This window comes from Streptomyces sp. 378 (genome assembly GCF_030124145.1).
GTDB lineage: Bacteria > Actinomycetota > Actinomycetes > Streptomycetales > Streptomycetaceae > Streptomyces.
Genome location: NZ_JASKMS010000007.1, coordinates 229,883 through 247,739 on the forward strand (window position 1 = coordinate 229,883; position 17,857 = coordinate 247,739).

The following is a 17,857-nucleotide window of genomic DNA, read 5'->3' on the forward strand; positions in this document are numbered from 1 at the left end:
CCCCCGTGCGGGGGAACGAAGGCAGGGCCGATCGGTCACTGGGCACGCTAGGCAGAAGGCGGCGGGACGCCGGACAGCACGCGGCCCCGGGCCACCGTTTCTCACTCGAACGGGCGGCACCGGGGCCGGTGTTGATCATCCAGAAAGACGATCTGAGCGGCGGGGCGTCAGAGCTTGGTCCACGCCTCCGAGAGGGTGGCGCGCAGGATCTGCTCGATCTCGTCGAACGTCGACTGGTCGGAGATCAGCGGCGGGGCGAGCTGGACGACGGGGTCGCCGCGGTCGTCGGCGCGGCAGTACAGGCCGTTGTCGTACAGCGCCTTGGAGAGGAAGCCGTACAGGACGCGCTCGGTCTCCTCGTCGTTGAAGGACTCCTTGGTGTGCTTGTCCTTCACCAGCTCGATGCCGTAGAAGAAGCCGTTGCCGCGGACGTCGCCGACGATCGGCAGGTCGTGGAGCTTCTCCAGGGTGGCGCGGAAGTTGCCCTCGTTGTCCAGGACGTGCTGGTTGAGGTTCTCGCGCTCGAACAGGTCGAGGTTGGCCAGGCCCACGGCCGCGGAGACCGGGTGGCCGCCGAAGGTGTAGCCGTGCAGGAAGGTGTTGTCGCCCTTGTAGAAGGGCTCGGCGAGGCGGTCCGAGATGATGCAGGCGCCGATGGGGGAGTAGCCCGAGGTCATGCCCTTGGCGCAGGTGATCATGTCCGGCACGTAGTCGAACTTGTCGCAGGCGAAGTAGGTGCCCAGGCGGCCGAAGGCGCAGATGACCTCGTCCGAGACGAGCAGCACGTCGTGCCGGTCGCAGATCTCGCGGACCCGCTGGAAGTAGCCGGGCGGGGGCGGGAAGCAGCCGCCCGCGTTCTGCACCGGCTCCAGGAAGACCGCGGCGACGGTGTCCGGGCCCTCGAAGAGGATCTGCTGCTCGATCTGGTCGGCGGCCCAGCGGCCGTAGGCCTCGGGGTCGTCGCCGTGGATCGGGGCGCGGTAGATGTTGGTGTTCGGGACCTTGTGGGCGCCCGGGACCAGCGGCTCGAAGGGGGCCTTCAGGGCCGGCAGACCGGTGATGGACAGGGCGCCCTGCGGGGTGCCGTGGTAGGCGACCGCACGTGAGATGACCTTGTGCTTGGTGGGCTTGCCGACCAGCTTGAAGTACTGCTTGGCGAGCTTCCAGGCGGTCTCGACCGCCTCGCCGCCGCCGGTGGTGAAGAAGACCTTGTTCAGGTCGCCCGGCGCGTGCCCGGCGAGACGCTCGGCCAGCTCGACGGCCTTGGGGTGGGCGTAGGACCACACCGGGAAGAACGCGAGCTCCTGTGCCTGCTTGAAGGCGGTCTCGGCGAGCTCGACCCGGCCGTGTCCGGCCTGCACCACGAAGAGGCCGGCGAGGCCGTCCAGGTAGCGCTTGCCCTTGTCGTCGTAGATGTACGTGCCCTCGCCCCGGACGATGGTGGGAACGGGGGCCTTCTCGTACGACGACATGCGCGTGAAGTGCATCCACAGGTGGTCGTACGCGGTCTGGGAGAGGTCCTTGCTCACGGCTATCGGGTCCTCACGGTTATCGGGTTCCCCACATGTAGGTCTGCTTCTTGAGCTTGAGGTAGACGAAGCTCTCGGTGGAGCGCACTCCGGGCACCGCCCGAATGCGTTTGTTGATGACGTCCAGGAGGTGGTCGTCGTCCTCGCAGACGATCTCCACCATCAGGTCGAAGGAGCCCGCGGTCATCACCACGTACTCGCATTCGGACATGGCCGACAGCGCGTCGGCGACCGACTCCACGTCGCCCTCCACGTTGACGCCGACCATCGCCTGTCTGCGGAAGCCCACGGTGAGCGGGTCCGTGACGGCGACGATCTGCATCACGCCCTGATCGAGCAGCTTCTGGACGCGCTGGCGCACGGCCGCCTCGGACAGGCCCACGGCCTTGCCGATGGCGGCGTACGGCCGGCGGCCGTCCTCCTGGAGCTGCTCGATGATGGCGAGGGAGACGGCGTCCAGCTGCGGCGAGCTGCCGTTCCTGGACTCGCGGGAGGACTCGCGGTGCTCCCGCGAGCCCTTCTGGTCTGCGCTTCGACTGGCCACGAGGTCACTGTGCACGAGGTCTCGACACATCCGCAAGCCTCGATCGATGAAATCCGTTGTCTGCGTCCCCTATACCTGCGGATTCCGCACGATCGAAGGGAGCGGGGGTGTTGAAAACGTGGGGCGGCCGACTAGGGTGGGTGTCTCAAGTACTGGACATCCGAACTGGAGGGCCGGCAGTGAGCACCGAGCTGCGTCGCTTGCGCAACTACATCGGCGGTGAGTTCCGGGACGCCGCCGACGGACGGACCACCGAGGTGGTCAATCCCGCGACGGGCGAGGCGTACGCGACCGCTCCGCTGTCCGGGCAGGCGGACGTGGACGCCGCCATGGCGGCGGCCGCCGAGGCCTTTCCCGGCTGGCGCGACACCACGCCCGCCGAGCGTCAGAAGGCCCTGCTGAAGATCGCGGACGCCTTCGAGGAGCGCGCCGAGGAGCTGATCGCGGCCGAGGTGGAGAACACGGGCAAGCCCATCGGGCTGACCCGCTCCGAGGAGATCCCGCCGATGGTCGACCAGATCCGCTTCTTCGCGGGGGCGGCGCGGATGCTCGAAGGCCGCTCGGCCGGTGAGTACATGGAGGGCCTGACCTCCATCGTGCGCCGCGAGCCGGTCGGCGTCTGCGCCCAGGTCGCGCCGTGGAACTACCCGATGATGATGGCCGTGTGGAAGTTCGCCCCGGCGATCGCGGCGGGCAACACCGTCGTGCTGAAGCCGTCCGACACCACCCCGGCCTCGACGGTCCTCATGGCCGAGATCATCGGCTCGATCGTGCCCAAGGGCGTCTTCAACGTCATCTGCGGCGACCGCGACACCGGCCGCCTGATGGTCGAGCACGACACCCCGGCCATGGCCTCCATCACCGGTTCCGTGCGGGCCGGCATCCAGGTCGCCGAGTCCGCCGCCAAGGACGTCAAGCGTGTCCACCTGGAGCTGGGCGGCAAGGCGCCGGTCCTGGTCTTCGAGGACACCGACATCGCCAAGGCCGTCGAGGACATCTCGGTCGCGGGCTACTTCAACGCCGGCCAGGACTGCACCGCCGCCACGCGCGTGCTCGTCCACGAGTCCATCCACGACGAGTTCGTCTCCGCGCTCGCGAAGGCCGCCTCCGAGACCAAGACCGGGCAGCCGGACGACGAGGACGTGCTGTTCGGCCCGCTCAACAACCCCAACCAGCTCAAGCAGGTCGAGGGCTTCATCGACCGGCTGCCCGCGCACGCGCGCGTGGAGGCCGGCGGCAAGCGGGTCGGCGACAAGGGCTACTTCTACGCGCCGACCGTCGTCTCGGGCCTGAGGCAGGACGACGAGATCATCCAGAACGAGGTCTTCGGCCCGGTCATCACCGTGCAGTCCTTCTCCGACGAGGAGCAGGCGGTGCGGTGGGCCAACGGCGTCGAGTACGCGCTGGCCTCCTCGGTGTGGACCAAGGACCACGGCCGCGCCATGCGGATGTCCAAGAAGCTCGACTTCGGCTGTGTGTGGATCAACACGCACATCCCGCTGGTCGCCGAGATGCCGCACGGCGGCTTCAAGAAGTCCGGCTACGGCAAGGACCTCTCCGGGTACGGCTTCGAGGACTACACGCGGATCAAGCACGTGATGACGTCGCTGGACGCGTAGTCACGCGGTGACGTGTCGACGGCCCCGGGCGGACCTCCGCTTCGCCCGGGGCCGTCGTGCTGCCCGCGGAACCCTTTTCGGTGGCCGGTGGCCGGTGGCCGGTGGCCGGTGATCGGCATCGCCTTCGGGGTGTTCGGGGTGGTCCCGCTGTACGTCGTGCGGCAGCGGAAAGCGGCTGGAGGCGCTGACCGCGCCGGTGGCCACCCCGGTGCTCAGCGGTCACTGAAACGGTTGTCCCGAGAACCTCACGCCGTCTCCCCGCGTGTGATCCCTCGTCCGCGGCACGGACAGCGCGCCGGTGCCGCGGTACGTCACGCGCGGGACGCCGGCCGATCCGGCGAGGGTGCCGCGGCGCTCGCGCGAGTGGCGCACAGTACGTCGACGCGGTTCGTCGTGATCGAGTCCACGCCCGCCTGAAGCAGCCGTCGCATGGAGCGGCGTGTGTCGGGGGTCCACACGGACAGCAGATGGCCGTCGCGGTGCACACGCTCGGCGAGCGGGCGGTCCACCAGCGAGAAGCGGTAGTTGAGCCAGCGCGGGCGGATCGCCTCCAGCAGGACGGGCCGGGGCGGGGCCAGTGTCGTCCAGGTGAGGGCGATCTCGGCGGCCGGATCCGCCGCACGCACGGCGAGCATGGCGTCGGCGCCCGCGCAGTAGTAGACGCGGTCCGCCGCACCGGCCTCCCCCACGACACCCGTGATCCGGCGCACCGCCCGCACGTCGGGCGAGCCGGGCAGGTCGATCATCACCCGGTGCCCGTCGGTCGCGCTCAGTGCCTCGGCCAGAGTGGGCACCCCGCCGCCGGTCAGCCCGCGCACCTCCTGCGAGGACAGTGCCCGCACCGGCCGCTCGTGCTCCCACAGCCGCTTCAGTGTCGCGTCGTGCAGCAACACCGGCACGCCGTCCCGGGTGAGCCGTACGTCGATCTCCACGACGTCCGCGCCCCGGCGCAGCGCGGAACGCAGCGAGGCGACGGTGTTCTCGCGGACGCGGTAGGGGTCGCCCCGGTGGGCCACGGCGACCGGGGCGGGTGTCATCGGGAGAGCCACTGCGCGGTGTACGAGTCGATCTCGTCCGCGATCCGGGCCTTGCCGGGCGCGTCCAGGAAGGACGCCTCGACGGCGTTCTTCGCCAGCTCGGCCAGGCCGCGCTCGTCGAGGTCCAGCAGCCGGGCGGCGACCGCGTACTCGTTGTCCAGGTCGGTGCCGAACATCGGCGGGTCGTCGGAGTTGATGGTGACGACGACTCCGGCCCGCACGAACTCCCTGATCGGGTGCTCGTCGAGGGTGCGCACCGCGCGGGTGGCGATGTTCGAGGTCGGACACACCTCCAGCGGGATCCGGTGCTCGGCCAGGTGCGCGAGCAGCTTCGGGTCCCGCGCGGAGCTGGTGCCGTGCCCGATGCGCTCGGCCCGCAGATGGGTCAGGGCGTCCCACACCGTCTGCGGGCCGGTCGTCTCGCCCGCGTGCGGTACGGAGTGCAGTCCGGCGGCGATCGCCCGGTCGAAGTACGGCTTGAACTGCGGCCGTTCCACGCCGACTTCGGGCCCGCCGAGACCGAAGGAGACGAGGCCCTCGGGGCGCAGCCGGTCGTCGGTGGCCAGCCGGGTCGTCTCCTCTGCGGCCTCCAGCCCCGCCTCGCCGGGAATGTCGAAGCACCAGCGCAGCACGGTCCCGAAGTCGGCCTCGGCGGCCTTGCGGGCGTCCTCGATCGCGTCCATGAAGGCGCGCTCGTCGATGCCGCGCCGGGTGGACGAGAAGGGGGTGACGGTCAGCTCGGCGTACCGCACCTGCTGCCGGGTCAGGTCCCGGGCCACCTCGTACGTCAGCAGCCGGACGTCCTCCGGGGTGCGGATCAGGTCGACGACCGACAGGTACACGTCGATGAAGTGCGCGAAGTCGGTGAACGTGAAGTAGTCGGCCAGCGCCTCGGGGTCGGTCGGCACCTTCGAGTCGGGGTGCCGTGCGGCCAGTTCGGAGACGATCCGGGGGGAGGCGGAGCCCACGTGGTGCACATGCAGTTCGGACTTGGGCAGTCCGGCGATGAACGCCGACAGGTCGCGCGGGGTGCGGGGGTCGACGAGATGCTGGGTCAAGGTTCCTCCCCGGAACGGCGCTCCGGCCGGCGCAGGGCGGGCGGGCGCGGGTGATCGGCTGATCGATGATTCGGCTTCATCGTATGCGGTGGTACGGCGCCGCTTCCCGGGGGCGCGGGACCTGGCCGGCCGAGGCCGCGCCGGGAGGCGACCGGCCGCCGCCCCCGCCCTGTGGCCCGCGTCGCACGGCCCCGTAGCATGGCGGCACGATCGACCCAGGGGGGACGCACGATGACGGACGCCACGCAGCCAGACGGCGGCAGCCACGACCCGTGGGCGCCACCGGAGAGCAAGCCCTCGCTCGACAAGGACCCGGCGCCGCAGCCACCGTCCGTGCACGACCAGGCCACGGTCACCTCCATGCCGGGCTTCACCCCGCCCACCGGCACGCCACAGTACGACCCGTCCGGCACCGGCACCCCGCAGTACAACCCGTCGGGCACCGGCATCCCGCAGTACGACCCGTCCGGCACCGGCGCCGTCCCGCCCCCGCCCGTGGCTCCCACCGGCCCGGGAGCGCCCGGCGGCTACGGCTACCCCGGATATCCCCAGTCCGGCTACGGCTGGCCCGGCATGCCCATGGCCCCTCAGAACGGCATGGGCGTGGCCGCGATGGTGCTCGGCATCATCTCCTGCGCCCTGTTCTGCCTCTACGGCGTGGTTTCCCTGGTCACCGGCATCCTCGCCGTGGTCTTCGGCATCAAGGGCCGCAAGCGCGCCGAGGCCGGGGTGGCCACCAACCACGGTCAGGCCCAGGCCGGTCTGATCATGGGCATCATCGGGATCATCCTCGGCGTCACCGTCATCGTCCTGATCGCCGTCGGCATCACGGCCGCGATCAACAGCGACGACCCCGACGACGACCCGTACTACGGAACCCTCGGTCCGGTGGCCACCGCTCCGTCCCACCGCTGAAACACGGGCTCTGCGGGCCGACTTGGCCACTACGATGCCCTGGTCTGACAACGGAGGGGAGATCGTCATGTCCAACACCAATCCGCCCCCGGGTGGGTTCGGCCCGCCCGCCCAGCCGCCGCAGCAGCCGGCCCCGGGATACGGCTATCCGCAGCAGCCCGGCCCGGGCTACGGCTACCCCCAGGGCAGCCCCGGCTACCCGGCGGCGCCGCCCGTGGGCTACCCGCAGACGCCCGGCTACGGAATGCCCGCGCAGCCGAGCAACGGCATGGGAACCACGGGACTGGTGCTGGGCATCATCGGCGTGGTGTGCAGCGTGACGTTCATCCTGTGGTTCTTCGGCGTGATCCTGGGCATCCTCGCGATCATCTTCGGTGCCGTCGGCCGCGGCAAGGCCACCCGCGGCGAGGCCACCAACAAGGGCGCGGCGACCGCGGGCCTGGTCTGCGGCATCATCGCCACGGTGATCCTGCCGCTGCTGGGCTTCCTGCTGTTCGCCGGCATCATGGGCGGGCTCGGCGCGGCTGCCTGAACGGCACCCCCGGAGGTTCGGGAGGGGCCGGTCCCCGGGACCGGCCCCTCAGTCATGCTCCGGTCGCCCGCAGCCGCTCCCGCGCCTCCATCAGCGCGAACCCCAGCAGGTTGGGCCCCCGCCACCGCTGCGGATCGGCCGCCGCCTCGTCGTCCGCAGCGAGACCGATGCCCCACACCCGGTCCACGGGGCTCGCCTCGACCAGCACCCGGTCGCCCGTGCCCAGCAGGTAGCCCAGCAGCTCGGGATGCGCGCCGAACTTGTGGACGCTGCCCTCCACGACGATCCCGAACCGTTCCCGCCGCCAGACCGTCTCGTCGAAGCCGCGTACCAGCCGTCCGGCCTTCTTGGCCTCGGCGGGATGCGCCGCGGCCAGCACGGCGCGCTCCGCCGCCGGGTCCTCGAAGAGCCGGGCTTTGGCGGCCATCATCCAGTGCTCGGCCGTCGCGTACGCCACCCCGTCGACCGTGAACGGCGCCGGCCACCACTGGCTCAGACAGCTCGCCCCGATCCGGCCGTCCGGCCGCGGCCGGTGCCCCCAGAAGTGCAGATACCTGATCTTTGCCCCCTCGCGGACCGCCCTGATCAGGGCCTCCTGCGAGCCGACCGCCCCCGTGATCTTCTCCATGCACGCGAGTGTGGCAGGCACCACTGACACAGCGTCCTGCCTTTTCGCGGCGGACTCGACACCTGGTCGACAGATTCCGTCGCGTAACCAAAAATCAACAACGGAATCACTTGTTGGAGTGGCATACCTCTGTCAGGATCGGCACTCAAATCGAGCCTGAGCCACGCCGGCCCCATCAGGGGACACGGAGGAGAGCCACATGCACAACCCGGGCATTGCCACCCCGGACCGATTTCCGGCCGGGGAACGCTTCGCGGAGGGCGCGCAGTACATCGCGGGCCGTCTGACCAAGGGCACCTCCGGCCGCACGCACGCGGTCGTCGACCCGGCGTCGGGCGAGGAGGTCCTCACCTACGAGCTGGCGGGCACGGCCGACGTCGACCGGGCCGTCGCCGCCGCCCGCGCGGCCTTCCCCGGCTGGGCGGGAGCGACGCCCGGCGAGCGGTCCGACGCCCTGCACCGGTTCGCCGCGGTCCTGGCCGACCGGGCCGAGGACTTCGCCCGCGCCGAGTCGCTCCAGTGCGGCAAGCCACTGAAGCTGACCCGCGAGTTCGACGTCCCCGGGACCATCGACAACACCGCCTTCTTCGCCGGTGCCGCACGGCACCTCCAGGGACAGTCCGCCGGTGAGTACTCCGGCGACCACACCTCGTACGTCCGGCGCGAGCCCATCGGGGTCGTCGGGTCGATCGCGCCCTGGAACTACCCCCTCCAGATGGCCGCCTGGAAGATCCTCCCGGCGATCGCCGCGGGCAACACCGTCGTCCTGAAGCCCGCCGAGCTCACCCCGCTGACCTCGCTGCTCTTCGCCCGGGCGGCCACCGACGCCGGGATCCCGGACGGGGTGATCAACATCATCACCGGCACCGGCAAGGAGGCCGGGGAGCACCTCGTCGGTCACCCCGACGTGGCCATGACCTCCTTCACCGGATCCACCGCCGTCGGCAAGCGCGTCGCCGAGGTCGCCACCGCCACCGTCAAGCGCCTCCACCTGGAGCTCGGCGGCAAGGCGCCCTTCGTGGTCTTCGACGACGCCGACCTGGAGGCCGCCGCCCACGGCGCCGTCGCGGGCTCTCTCATCAACACCGGGCAGGACTGCACCGCCGCCACGCGCGCGTACGTGCAGCGGCCGCTGTACGAGGCCTTCGTGGAGCGGACGGCGGCGCTGATGGAGACGGTCCGGCTCGGTGACCCCTTCGCCGCCGGCACCGACCTCGGCCCGCTGATCTCACACGTGCAGCGGGACCGGGTCGCCGGCTTCGTCGACCGGGCGCGTGCCTACGCGCGCGTGGTGACCGGCGGCGAGGCCCCCGAGGGGGAGCTCGCCAAGGGCGCCTACTACCGGCCCACCCTCATCGCCGACGCGGCCCAGGACAGCGAGGTCGTCCAGTCGGAGATCTTCGGGCCGGTCCTGGTCGTGCTGCCCTTCGACACCGATGACGAGGGCCTCGCGCTCGCCAACGACACCCCGTACGGGCTGGCCGCCTCCGCCTGGAGCCGGGACGTGTACCGCGCGAACCGGGCCACCCGGGAGATCAAGGCCGGCTGCGTCTGGATCAACGACCACATCCCGATCATCAGCGAGATGCCGCACGGCGGCTACAAGTCCTCCGGCTGCGGCAAGGACATGTCCGCGTACTCGTTCGAGGAGTACACCCAGATCAAGCACGTCATGTTCGACAACACCGCGGTGGCGGCGAAGGACTGGCACCGCACCGTGTTCGGGGACCGATAGTCGTATGCAGGCCGCCTGACCAACGGCCGTCCATTTTCCGAAAGGGCACCACGCGCATGGAGCAGTACGAGCCCGACCGCCTGTCCGCGGCCCAAGTGGCCGCCGTGCGGCGCAGTTTCAGAAACGGCAGGGCCGCCCTCACCCGGCGGTCGCTGCTGCGCGCCTCCGCGGGCGGGGCGCTCGCAGCCGGCGGACTCGGGTCGCTGAGCGCCTGCGGCATCCCGGCAGCAGGTCAGTCGCAGGGCGGCGTCTCGGCGCAGGACCACTCGGCCGAGGAGAAGACGGTGAGCTTCTCCAACTGGACCGAGTACATGGACGTCGACGACAGCGGCAAGCGCCATCCGACGCTCGACCAGTTCGCCAAGCGGACCGGTATCAAGGTCAAGTACACCGAGGACATCAACGACAACAACGAGTTCTTCGGCAAGATCAAGCCGCAGCTCGCCGCGGGCCAGGACACCGGCCGCGACCTGATCGTCCTCACCGACTGGCTGGCCGCCCGCCTCATCCGCCTCGGCTGGGTGCAGAAGCTCGACCCGGCCAACCTGCCGCACGCCTACGCCAACCTGTCGACCCAGTTCCGCAGCCCCGACTGGGACCCGGGCCGCGCCTACTCCTACGTCTGGCAGGGCATCTCCACGGTCATCGCGTACAACAAGAAGGCCCTCGACGGCGTCGAGGTGAAGTCCATATCCGACCTGCTCGACAATCCCAAGCTCAAGGGTCGGGTCGGTTTCCTGTCGGAGATGCGCGACAGCATCGGCATGACGCTGCTCGACATGGGCAAGGACCCGGCCGACTTCACCGCCGACGACTACGACGCGGCCATCGCCCGCCTCCAGAAAGCCGTCGACAAGGGCCAGATCCGCCGCTTCACCGGCAACGACTACACCTCGGACCTGACCAGCGGCGACTTCGCGGCCTGTGTCGCCTGGGCCGGGGACGTCGTGCAGCTCAAGGCGGACAGCCCCGACATCGACTTCCTCATCCCGGACAGCGGATACATGACGTCCACCGACAACCTGCTCATCCCCAACAAGGCGCGGCACAAGACCAACGCCGAGCGGCTCATCGACTTCTACTACGAGCCGAGGGCCGCCGCCGAACTCGCCGCGTACATCAACTACGTGTGCCCCGTCGACGGTGTGAAGGCCGAACTGGCGAAGATCGACGAGGACGCGGCGAACAACCCGCTGATCATCCCCGACAAGGCCATGGCCGCCAAGTCCCGTGCCTTCCGCTCGCTGAGCTCGAAGGAAGAGACCGAGTTCGAATCGAAGTTCGCGAAGCTGACGGGGGCGTGACCACCATGACGAACAAGACGGACCCCGGCGGCGACGTCCGCCTCACGGGCATCACCAAGACCTACGGCGCCTTCACCGCCGTGCACCCGCTCGACCTGACCGTGCCGCAGGGCTCCTTCTTCGCCCTGCTCGGCGCCTCCGGCTGCGGCAAGACCACCACCCTGCGCATGATCGCCGGGTTGGAGGAACCGTCCGCAGGCACCGTCTTCCTGGGCGACCAGGACGTGACGGCCCTCCCGCCGTACAAGCGGCCGGTGAACACGGTCTTCCAGTCGTACGCCCTCTTCCCGCACCTGGACATCTTCGAGAACGTCGCCTTCGGCCTGCGTCGGCGCGGCCTGAAGTCGGTGAAGAAGCAGGTCGAGGAGATGCTCGACCTGGTCCAGCTCGGCGAGCAGGCCCGCAAGAAGCCGCACCAGCTCTCCGGCGGCCAGCAGCAGCGCGTCGCCGTGGCCCGCGCCCTGATCAACCACCCCAAGGTGCTGCTCCTCGACGAACCGCTCGGCGCCCTGGACCTCAAGCTGCGCCGCCAGATGCAGTTGGAGCTCAAGCGCATCCAGACCGAGGTCGGCATCACCTTCGTGCACGTCACGCACGACCAGGAGGAGGCCATGACCATGGCCGACACGGTCGCCGTGATGAACGCGGGCCGCGTCGAGCAGCTGGGCGCGCCGACCGACCTCTACGAGAACCCGCGCACCACGTTCGTCGCCAACTTCCTCGGCACCTCCAACTTCATCGAGGCCGAGGTCGACTCCACAAGCGGTGACGAGATCGTGCTGAAGGCGGGCGGCGGCAAGCTCGTCCTGCCCGAGGCACGCTGTTCCGCCTCCACGACGACCGGCGGCAGGGTGCTGGCCGGTGTCCGCCCGGAGAAGATCTCCCTCACCCACGCGGACGACGCCGGCGAGATTCCCGAGGGCCGCAACCGCATCACCGGCCGGATCGCCGACTCCAGCTTCATCGGCGTCTCCACGCAGTACGTCGTCGACAGCCCGGTCTGCTCCGACTTCGGGGTCTACGCCCAGAACATCGACCGCGACCCCCGCCTGGTGCCCGGCGCCGAGGTGGTCCTGCACTGGAACCCGGCCCACACCTTCGGTCTGGACGCCGCCCAGGACGTCGACGCCGGAGTGGAAGAGGCGGCCTGATGAGCACACTCACCGAGGCGCCACCGCCGCTCGCGCCCCCAGCGCCCGAACCGAAGCCCCGAAAGCGCAGGGGCCGCTGGACGCCGTACTGGCTGCTGCTGCCCGGCATCCTCTGGCTGATCGTCTTCTTCGCACTGCCGATGATCTACCAGGCCTCCACGTCCGTGCAGACGGGTTCCCTGGAGGAGGGCTACCAGGTCACCTGGCACTTCGCCACCTACTGGGACGCGCTGACCACGTACTGGCCGCAGTTCGTCCGCTCGGTGCTCTACGCGGGCACGGCGACGATCCTGTGCCTGCTGCTCGGCTATCCGCTGGCGTATCTGATCGCCTTCCGCGCGGGCCGCTGGAAGAACCTGATCATGATCCTGGTGATCGCGCCGTTCTTCACCAGCTTCCTGATCCGCACCCTGGCCTGGAAGACGATCCTCGCCGACGGCGGCCCGGTCGTCGGCGCGCTCAACACGCTGCACGTCCTGGACGTCACCACCTGGCTCGGCATGACCGCCGGCGACCGCGTCCTGGCCACGCCGCTCGCGGTGGTGTGCGGCCTGACGTACAACTTCCTGCCGTTCATGATCCTGCCGCTCTACACCTCGCTGGAGCGCATCGACGGCCGACTCCACGAGGCCGCCGGGGACCTGTACGCACGCCCTTCGACGACCTTCCGCAAGGTGACCTTCCCGCTGTCGATGCCGGGTGTCGTCTCCGGCACGCTGCTCACCTTCATCCCGGCGGCCGGTGACTACGTGAACGCCGATCTCCTCGGCTCCACCGACACCCGCATGGTCGGCAACGTCATCCAGGCGCAGTTCCTGAGAGTGCTCGACTATCCGACGGCCGCGGCGCTCTCCTTCATCCTCATGGCGGCCATTCTGCTCATGGTCACCCTCTACATCCGCAGGTCCGGGACGGAGGATCTGGTCTAAATGCCCTTCGTCAACTGGCTCAAGAGGCATCTCGTCGTCCTGGCGGGACTGCTGACCCTCGGCTATCTGCTCCTGCCGAACATCGTCGTGACGGTGTTCTCCTTCAACAAACCGAAGGGGCGCTTCAATTACGCGTGGCAGCAGTTCTCGCTGGACGCCTGGAAGGACCCGTGCGGCGTCTCCGGACTGTGCGACTCGCTGTCCCTCAGCCTCCAGATCGCGTTCTGGGCGACGCTCGGCGCCACGCTCCTCGGCACCCTGATCGCCTTCGCCCTGGTCCGCTACCGGTTCCGCGCCCGCGGCGCCGTGAACTCGCTGATCTTCCTGCCGATGGCGATGCCCGAGGTCGTCATGGCCGCCTCGCTGCTCACCCTGTTCCTCAACATGGGTGCCCGGCTGGGCTTCTGGACGATCCTCATCGCCCACATCATGTTCTGCCTGAGTTTCGTGGTCACGGCCGTCAAGGCGCGTGTGATGTCGATGGACCCGAAGCTGGAGGAGGCGGCACGGGACCTGTACGCGGGCCCGTTCCAGACCTTCGTCCGGGTCACGCTGCCGATCGCGGCGCCGGGAATCGCCGCGGGCGCGCTTCTGGCCTTCGCGCTCTCCTTCGACGACTTCATCATCACGAATTTCAACGCCGGCTCGACCGTCACGTTCCCCATGTTCGTCTGGGGCTCGGCGCAGCGCGGAACGCCCGTTCAGATCAATGTCGTCGGCACGACGATGTTCCTCGTCGCCGTTCTGTTCGTCCTGGTTTCCATGATCGCCGGAAACCGCCGCAACAGGCACAAGGCATAACCGTAGGGAGTTGACATCATGGCCCCGAGCGCCATGAATCAGTGGACCCGTTCGCTTTCCGACGCCCAGCCGGTCCCGTACTGGCTGGACGACCCCGGCCGGCCCCGCCCCGAACCCGCCCTCACCACCTCGGAGACCTGCGACCTGCTGGTCGTCGGGGGTGGCTACAGCGGGCTGTGGACGGCGCTGATCGCCAAGGAACGCGACCCGCAGCGGGACGTGGTGCTGGTGGAGGGCCGCGAGGTGGGCTGGGCCGCCTCCGGCCGCAACGGCGGATTCTGCGCCGCCTCCCTCACCCACGGCCTGCCCAACGGCCTCGCCCGCTGGCCCGACGAGATCCACAAGCTCCAGGAACTGGGCGCCCGCAACCTCGACGCGATCGAGGCGGCGGTCGCCCGGCACTCCCTGGACTGCGACTTCGAACGCACCGGCGAGATCGACGTGGCCACCGAGCCCTACCAGGCCCGGGAACTGCGCCGGTGGCACGAGGAGACGTCCCGCCGCGGCCTGGCCGAGGGCGTCGAGTACCTGGACGCCGACGCCGTACGGGAGCAGGTGAACTCACCCACCTTCCAGGCGGGCCTGTGGGACCGCGGGGGCGTCGCCATGCTGAACCCGGCGAAGCTCGCCTGGGGCCTGAAGCGCGCGTGCGTGGAGCTGGGCGTGCGCGTCTACGAGCACACCCCCGCCCTGACCCTGAAGCCGTACGGCCCCGGCATGGCCGTGCGCACCCCCTACGGCGGGATCCGCGCCCGTCGGGTCGCCCTCGGCACCAACATCTTCCCGAACCTGGTCCGCCGGGTCCGCTCGTACACCGTCCCGGTCTACGACTACGCCCTGATGACCGAGCCGCTGAGCCGCGAGCAGCTCGACTCGATCGGCTGGAAGAACCGCCAGGGCCTCGGTGACAGCGCCAACCAGTTCCACTACTTCCGCCTGTCCGCCGACCACCGCGTCCTCTGGGGCGGCTACGACGCGATCTACCCCTACGGCGGCCGCGTCCGCGCCGAGTACGACGACCGCCCCGAGACCTACGCCAAGCTCGCCGGGCACTTCTTCACCTGCTTCCCGCAGCTGGAGGGGGTGCGCTTCAGCCACGCCTGGGGCGGCGCGATCGACACCTGCTCCCGCTTCTCGGCGTTCTTCGGCACCGCCCACCAGGGCAAGGTGGCCTACGCGGCCGGCTACACCGGCCTCGGGGTCGGCGCCACCCGCTTCGGCGCCGAGGTGATGCTGGACCTGCTGGCGGGGGAGCGCACGGAACGCACGGAGCTGGACATGGTCCGCAAGAAGCCCCTGCCCTTCCCGCCGGAGCCGTTCGCCTGGACGGGCATCGCCCTCACCAAGTGGTCGCTGGCCCGCGCGGACGCCCAGGGCGGCCGCCGCAACCTCTGGCTGCGCACGATGGACCGGCTGGGGCTGGGATTCGACAGCTGAACGACCGGGTGTGATCCGGTTCACTCCAACGAGACGCGACGGGGAACGACGGTTAGCGCCCTACCGCCGCGGTGCCGCCCGGAACGTCCGCCGCCGTCGTCCGCCGGAGGAACAGCCACAGCGACGAGAGCAGCACCGCGCACAGACACCAGCTGCCCACCACGTCCAGCGGCCAGTGGTAGCCGCGGCGGACCAGGCCGTAGCTCGCGCCGAGGACCAGGGCGGCGCAGAGGGCGGCCAGGGCGCGGCGGGCCAGGGCGGTACGGAGCCAGGGGAGCAGCAACAGGGTCGCGGAGCCGTACGCGACGGCGGCCGTGGCGGTGTGGCCCGAGGGGTAGTAGCCGGTGCCGGGCGGTTCGGCCGGGGTGCCCGGGCGGGCCAGGAGCGCCTTCAGTGGGACGACCAGTGCCGGGACCAGGGCCATGAGCAGGACCGCCGCGGCGACGGGCAGCCACCAGCGGTCCGCACCGGCGTCGCGGTGACGCACGGCGACGTAGCCGAGCGCGACGGCGAGGACCGGGACCGCGACCGGGATGTTGCCGAGGTCGGCGAGAAGTTCGGAGCAGCGGTCCGGGTTCACGAGGGCCCGGCTGAGTCGCTCGTCGAGCCGGACGAGCGGGCCGTCGGCGGCGACCTGCCAGGTGATCAGGGCGAAGAAGAGGGCCGGAAGGGCGAGCAGGAGGGCGAGGGAGCCCGCGAACGCGGTGCGTTCCCGGTTCGCGGAGATCGGCATGGGGCACAGCTTGGCACGAGCACAGACGCCGGCCCCTGCGGAGGAACACGTCTGACGGCAGGGGCGGACATGGAGGTCGGCCGCCCCGGAACAGGGGGGGGTGGTTCCGGGGCGGCCGACCGGACCGGAACGTCGCGCGCCCCGGGGGGTTTGGGGCGGGCGACCGTCCGATCGGTGAGGAGATCCAGAGCCTCAGGCTCCGGTGGTGTGCGCGAGGGCACGACCAGGTCGAAGCTGGGGAGGCCCCGGCCTGATCTCACCCACAGTCCCCTGTGGGCGGGGTGTATCTCTCATCTGGGTAGAACCTACGACAGGGCCGGGGCGCAGGACAGGCCGCGGGGCTCCCTGTCATCCACCTCGCACACCTTCTTCACACGCTCTGCCCTCGCCGCCCCGGTAGCGGAACGGGGCGGCTCACCTGCACGGACGACGGCTCAGATGCGCCAGCCGGGGGCTCAGACGCGGGAGAACGCCTGCTCGATGATGTCGAGGCCCTCGTTCAGCAGGTCCTCGCCGATGACCAGCGGGGGCAGGAAGCGGAGCACGTTGCCGTAGGTGCCACAGGTCAGGACCAGCAGACCCTCCGCGTGGCACGCCTTGGCGAGCGCGGCGGTCGCCTCCGGGTTGGGCTCCTTGGTGGCGCGGTCCTTGACCAGCTCGATGGCGATCATGGCGCCGCGGCCACGGACATCGCCGATGATCTCGAACTTCTCCGCCATGGCGCCGAGGCGGGCCTTCATGACCGTCTCGATGTTCTTCGCCTTGGCGTTGAGGTCGAGCTCCTTCATCGTCTCGATGGAACCGAGCGCGCCGGCGCAGGCGACCGGGTTGCCGCCGTAGGTGCCGCCCAGGCCGCCGGCGTGCGCGGCGTCCATGATCTCGGCGCGCCCGGTGACGGCCGCGAGCGGCAGACCCCCGGCGATGCCCTTGGCCGTGGTGATCAGGTCGGGGACGATGCCCTCGTCCTCACACGCGAACCACTGGCCCGTGCGGCAGAAGCCGGACTGGATCTCGTCGGCGACGAAGACGATGCCGTTGTCCCGCGCGAACCGGCTGATCGCCGGCAGGAAACCCTTGGCGGGCTCGATGAAGCCGCCCTCGCCGAGCACCGGCTCGATGATGACCGCGGCGACGTTCTCCGCGCCGACCTGCTTGCTGATCTGGTCGATGGCCTGCGCGGCGGCCTCGGGGCCGGCGTTCTCGGGCCCGGTCGGCCAGCGGTAGCCGTACGCCACCGGCACCCGGTACACCTCGGGCGCGAACGGACCGAAGCCGTGCTTGTACGGCATGTTCTTCGCGGTCAGCGCCATGGTGAGGTTGGTGCGCCCGTGGTAGCCGTGGTCGAACACCACGACGGCCTGCCGCTTGGTGTACGCCCGCGCGATCTTCACGGCGTTCTCGACGGCCTCGGCGCCGGAGTTGAACAGGGCGCTCTTCTTGGCGTGGTCACCGGGGGTCAGCTCGGCGAGCGCCTCGGCGACCTCGACGTACCCCTCGTAGGGCGTGACCATGAAACAGGTGTGGGTGAAGTCGGCCAGCTGCGCCGACGCCCGCCGTACGACGGCCTCGGCGGAGGCGCCCACGGACGTCACGGCGATGCCCGACCCGAAATCGATCAGCCGGTTGCCGTCGACGTCCTCGATGATCCCGCCACCCGCCCGCGCCGTGAACACGGGCAGCACGGACCCCACGCCCTGCGCGACCGCGGCGGTACGGCGGGCCTGCAGCTCCTGCGACTTCGGACCGGGAATGGCGGTGACGACGCGGCGCTCCTGCGGAAGTGCGGTCATGCGGGGCTCCTGGGGGTGGTGCGGATGGTCTCTGACAGACGCTCGGCTTCTTTTCTCGCAGGCTAGGGCGGGGAAAGGGGGGTGGGCATGCTCCATGTGGGCGTTGTCGGCGGAG

General features: G+C 70.2%; 16 protein-coding genes. 9 read left to right on the top strand and 7 right to left on the bottom strand.

The window, feature by feature from the left end:
- Positions 1–167 precede the first annotated feature (167 nt).
- Positions 168–1,535, bottom strand: a complete 1,368-nt coding sequence (locus tag QNO09_RS13055; protein WP_283970364.1) for an aspartate aminotransferase family protein — start codon at positions 1,533–1,535, stop codon at positions 168–170.
- 13 nt (positions 1,536–1,548) lie between these two features.
- On the bottom strand, positions 1,549–2,088 hold the full coding sequence (locus QNO09_RS13060; protein WP_283970295.1) for an Lrp/AsnC family transcriptional regulator: 540 nt from the start codon (positions 2,086–2,088) through the stop codon (positions 1,549–1,551).
- Between the two features lie 164 nt (positions 2,089–2,252).
- Here QNO09_RS13060 and QNO09_RS13065 point away from each other — a divergent pair, with 164 nt between their 5' ends.
- Positions 2,253–3,692, top strand: a complete 1,440-nt coding sequence (locus QNO09_RS13065; RefSeq protein WP_283970296.1) for a gamma-aminobutyraldehyde dehydrogenase — start codon at positions 2,253–2,255, stop codon at positions 3,690–3,692.
- 311 nt (positions 3,693–4,003) lie between these two features.
- On the opposite strand, the gene QNO09_RS13070 is transcribed toward QNO09_RS13065, so the two are convergent.
- Together QNO09_RS13070 and QNO09_RS13075 are read right to left on the bottom strand one after the other, a co-directional pair.
- On the bottom strand, positions 4,004–4,729 hold the full coding sequence (locus QNO09_RS13070; RefSeq protein WP_283970297.1) for a glycerophosphodiester phosphodiesterase: 726 nt from the start codon (positions 4,727–4,729) through the stop codon (positions 4,004–4,006).
- Positions 4,726–5,787: an adenosine deaminase gene (locus QNO09_RS13075; RefSeq protein ID WP_283970298.1), complete on the bottom strand. Its 1,062-nt coding sequence runs from the start codon at positions 5,785–5,787 to the stop codon at positions 4,726–4,728. Before QNO09_RS13075 ends, QNO09_RS13070 begins: the two co-directional genes overlap by 4 nt.
- A 231-nt stretch (positions 5,788–6,018) precedes the next feature.
- Here QNO09_RS13075 and QNO09_RS13080 point away from each other — a divergent pair, with 231 nt between their 5' ends.
- Entirely contained in the window at positions 6,019–6,702 is a 684-nt protein-coding gene (locus QNO09_RS13080) for a DUF4190 domain-containing protein (RefSeq protein ID WP_283970299.1), read from the top strand.
- Positions 6,703–6,769: 67 nt separating this feature from the next.
- The gene (locus QNO09_RS13085; protein WP_283970300.1) at positions 6,770–7,234 is read left to right on the top strand and encodes a DUF4190 domain-containing protein; all 465 of its coding nucleotides are present in this window, start codon (positions 6,770–6,772) and stop codon (positions 7,232–7,234) included.
- Between the two features lie 52 nt (positions 7,235–7,286).
- Here QNO09_RS13085 and ybiA read toward each other — a convergent pair whose 3' ends face one another.
- Positions 7,287–7,862 (bottom strand): riboflavin biosynthesis intermediates N-glycosidase, encoded by a 576-nt coding sequence (ybiA, locus tag QNO09_RS13090; RefSeq protein WP_283970301.1) that lies wholly within the window; start codon positions 7,860–7,862, stop codon positions 7,287–7,289.
- Between the two features lie 199 nt (positions 7,863–8,061).
- Between ybiA and QNO09_RS13095 the strand changes: the two genes are divergently transcribed.
- Genes QNO09_RS13095 through QNO09_RS13120 form a run of 6 tightly spaced genes read left to right on the top strand, consistent with a single transcriptional unit; the run spans position 8,062 to position 15,219 of the window.
- The gene (locus tag QNO09_RS13095; protein WP_283970302.1) at positions 8,062–9,597 is read left to right on the top strand and encodes a gamma-aminobutyraldehyde dehydrogenase; all 1,536 of its coding nucleotides are present in this window, start codon (positions 8,062–8,064) and stop codon (positions 9,595–9,597) included.
- A 56-nt stretch (positions 9,598–9,653) separates the two neighbouring features.
- Entirely contained in the window at positions 9,654–10,901 is a 1,248-nt protein-coding gene (locus QNO09_RS13100; protein WP_283970303.1) for a polyamine ABC transporter substrate-binding protein, read from the top strand.
- A gap of 5 nt (positions 10,902–10,906) precedes the next feature.
- Positions 10,907–12,052 (top strand): ABC transporter ATP-binding protein, encoded by a 1,146-nt coding sequence (locus tag QNO09_RS13105; RefSeq protein ID WP_283970304.1) that lies wholly within the window; start codon positions 10,907–10,909, stop codon positions 12,050–12,052.
- On the top strand, positions 12,052–12,981 hold the full coding sequence (locus QNO09_RS13110) for an ABC transporter permease (protein ID WP_283970305.1): 930 nt from the start codon (positions 12,052–12,054) through the stop codon (positions 12,979–12,981). Before QNO09_RS13105 ends, QNO09_RS13110 begins: the two co-directional genes overlap by 1 nt.
- Positions 12,982–13,782 carry an ABC transporter permease gene (locus QNO09_RS13115; protein ID WP_283970306.1) on the top strand — a complete coding sequence of 267 codons (801 nt, stop codon included), beginning with the start codon at positions 12,982–12,984 and terminating at the stop codon, positions 13,780–13,782.
- Between the two features lie 18 nt (positions 13,783–13,800).
- The gene (locus QNO09_RS13120) at positions 13,801–15,219 is read left to right on the top strand and encodes an NAD(P)/FAD-dependent oxidoreductase (RefSeq protein WP_283970307.1); all 1,419 of its coding nucleotides are present in this window, start codon (positions 13,801–13,803) and stop codon (positions 15,217–15,219) included.
- Positions 15,220–15,271: 52 nt separating this feature from the next.
- On the opposite strand, the gene QNO09_RS13125 is transcribed toward QNO09_RS13120, so the two are convergent.
- On the bottom strand, positions 15,272–15,952 hold the full coding sequence (locus QNO09_RS13125; RefSeq protein ID WP_283970308.1) for a phosphatase PAP2 family protein: 681 nt from the start codon (positions 15,950–15,952) through the stop codon (positions 15,272–15,274).
- 455 nt (positions 15,953–16,407) lie between these two features.
- Positions 16,408–17,742 carry a 4-aminobutyrate--2-oxoglutarate transaminase gene (gene gabT / locus QNO09_RS13130; RefSeq protein WP_283970309.1) on the bottom strand — a complete coding sequence of 445 codons (1,335 nt, stop codon included), beginning with the start codon at positions 17,740–17,742 and terminating at the stop codon, positions 16,408–16,410.
- Positions 17,743–17,857: the final 115 nt, after the last annotated feature.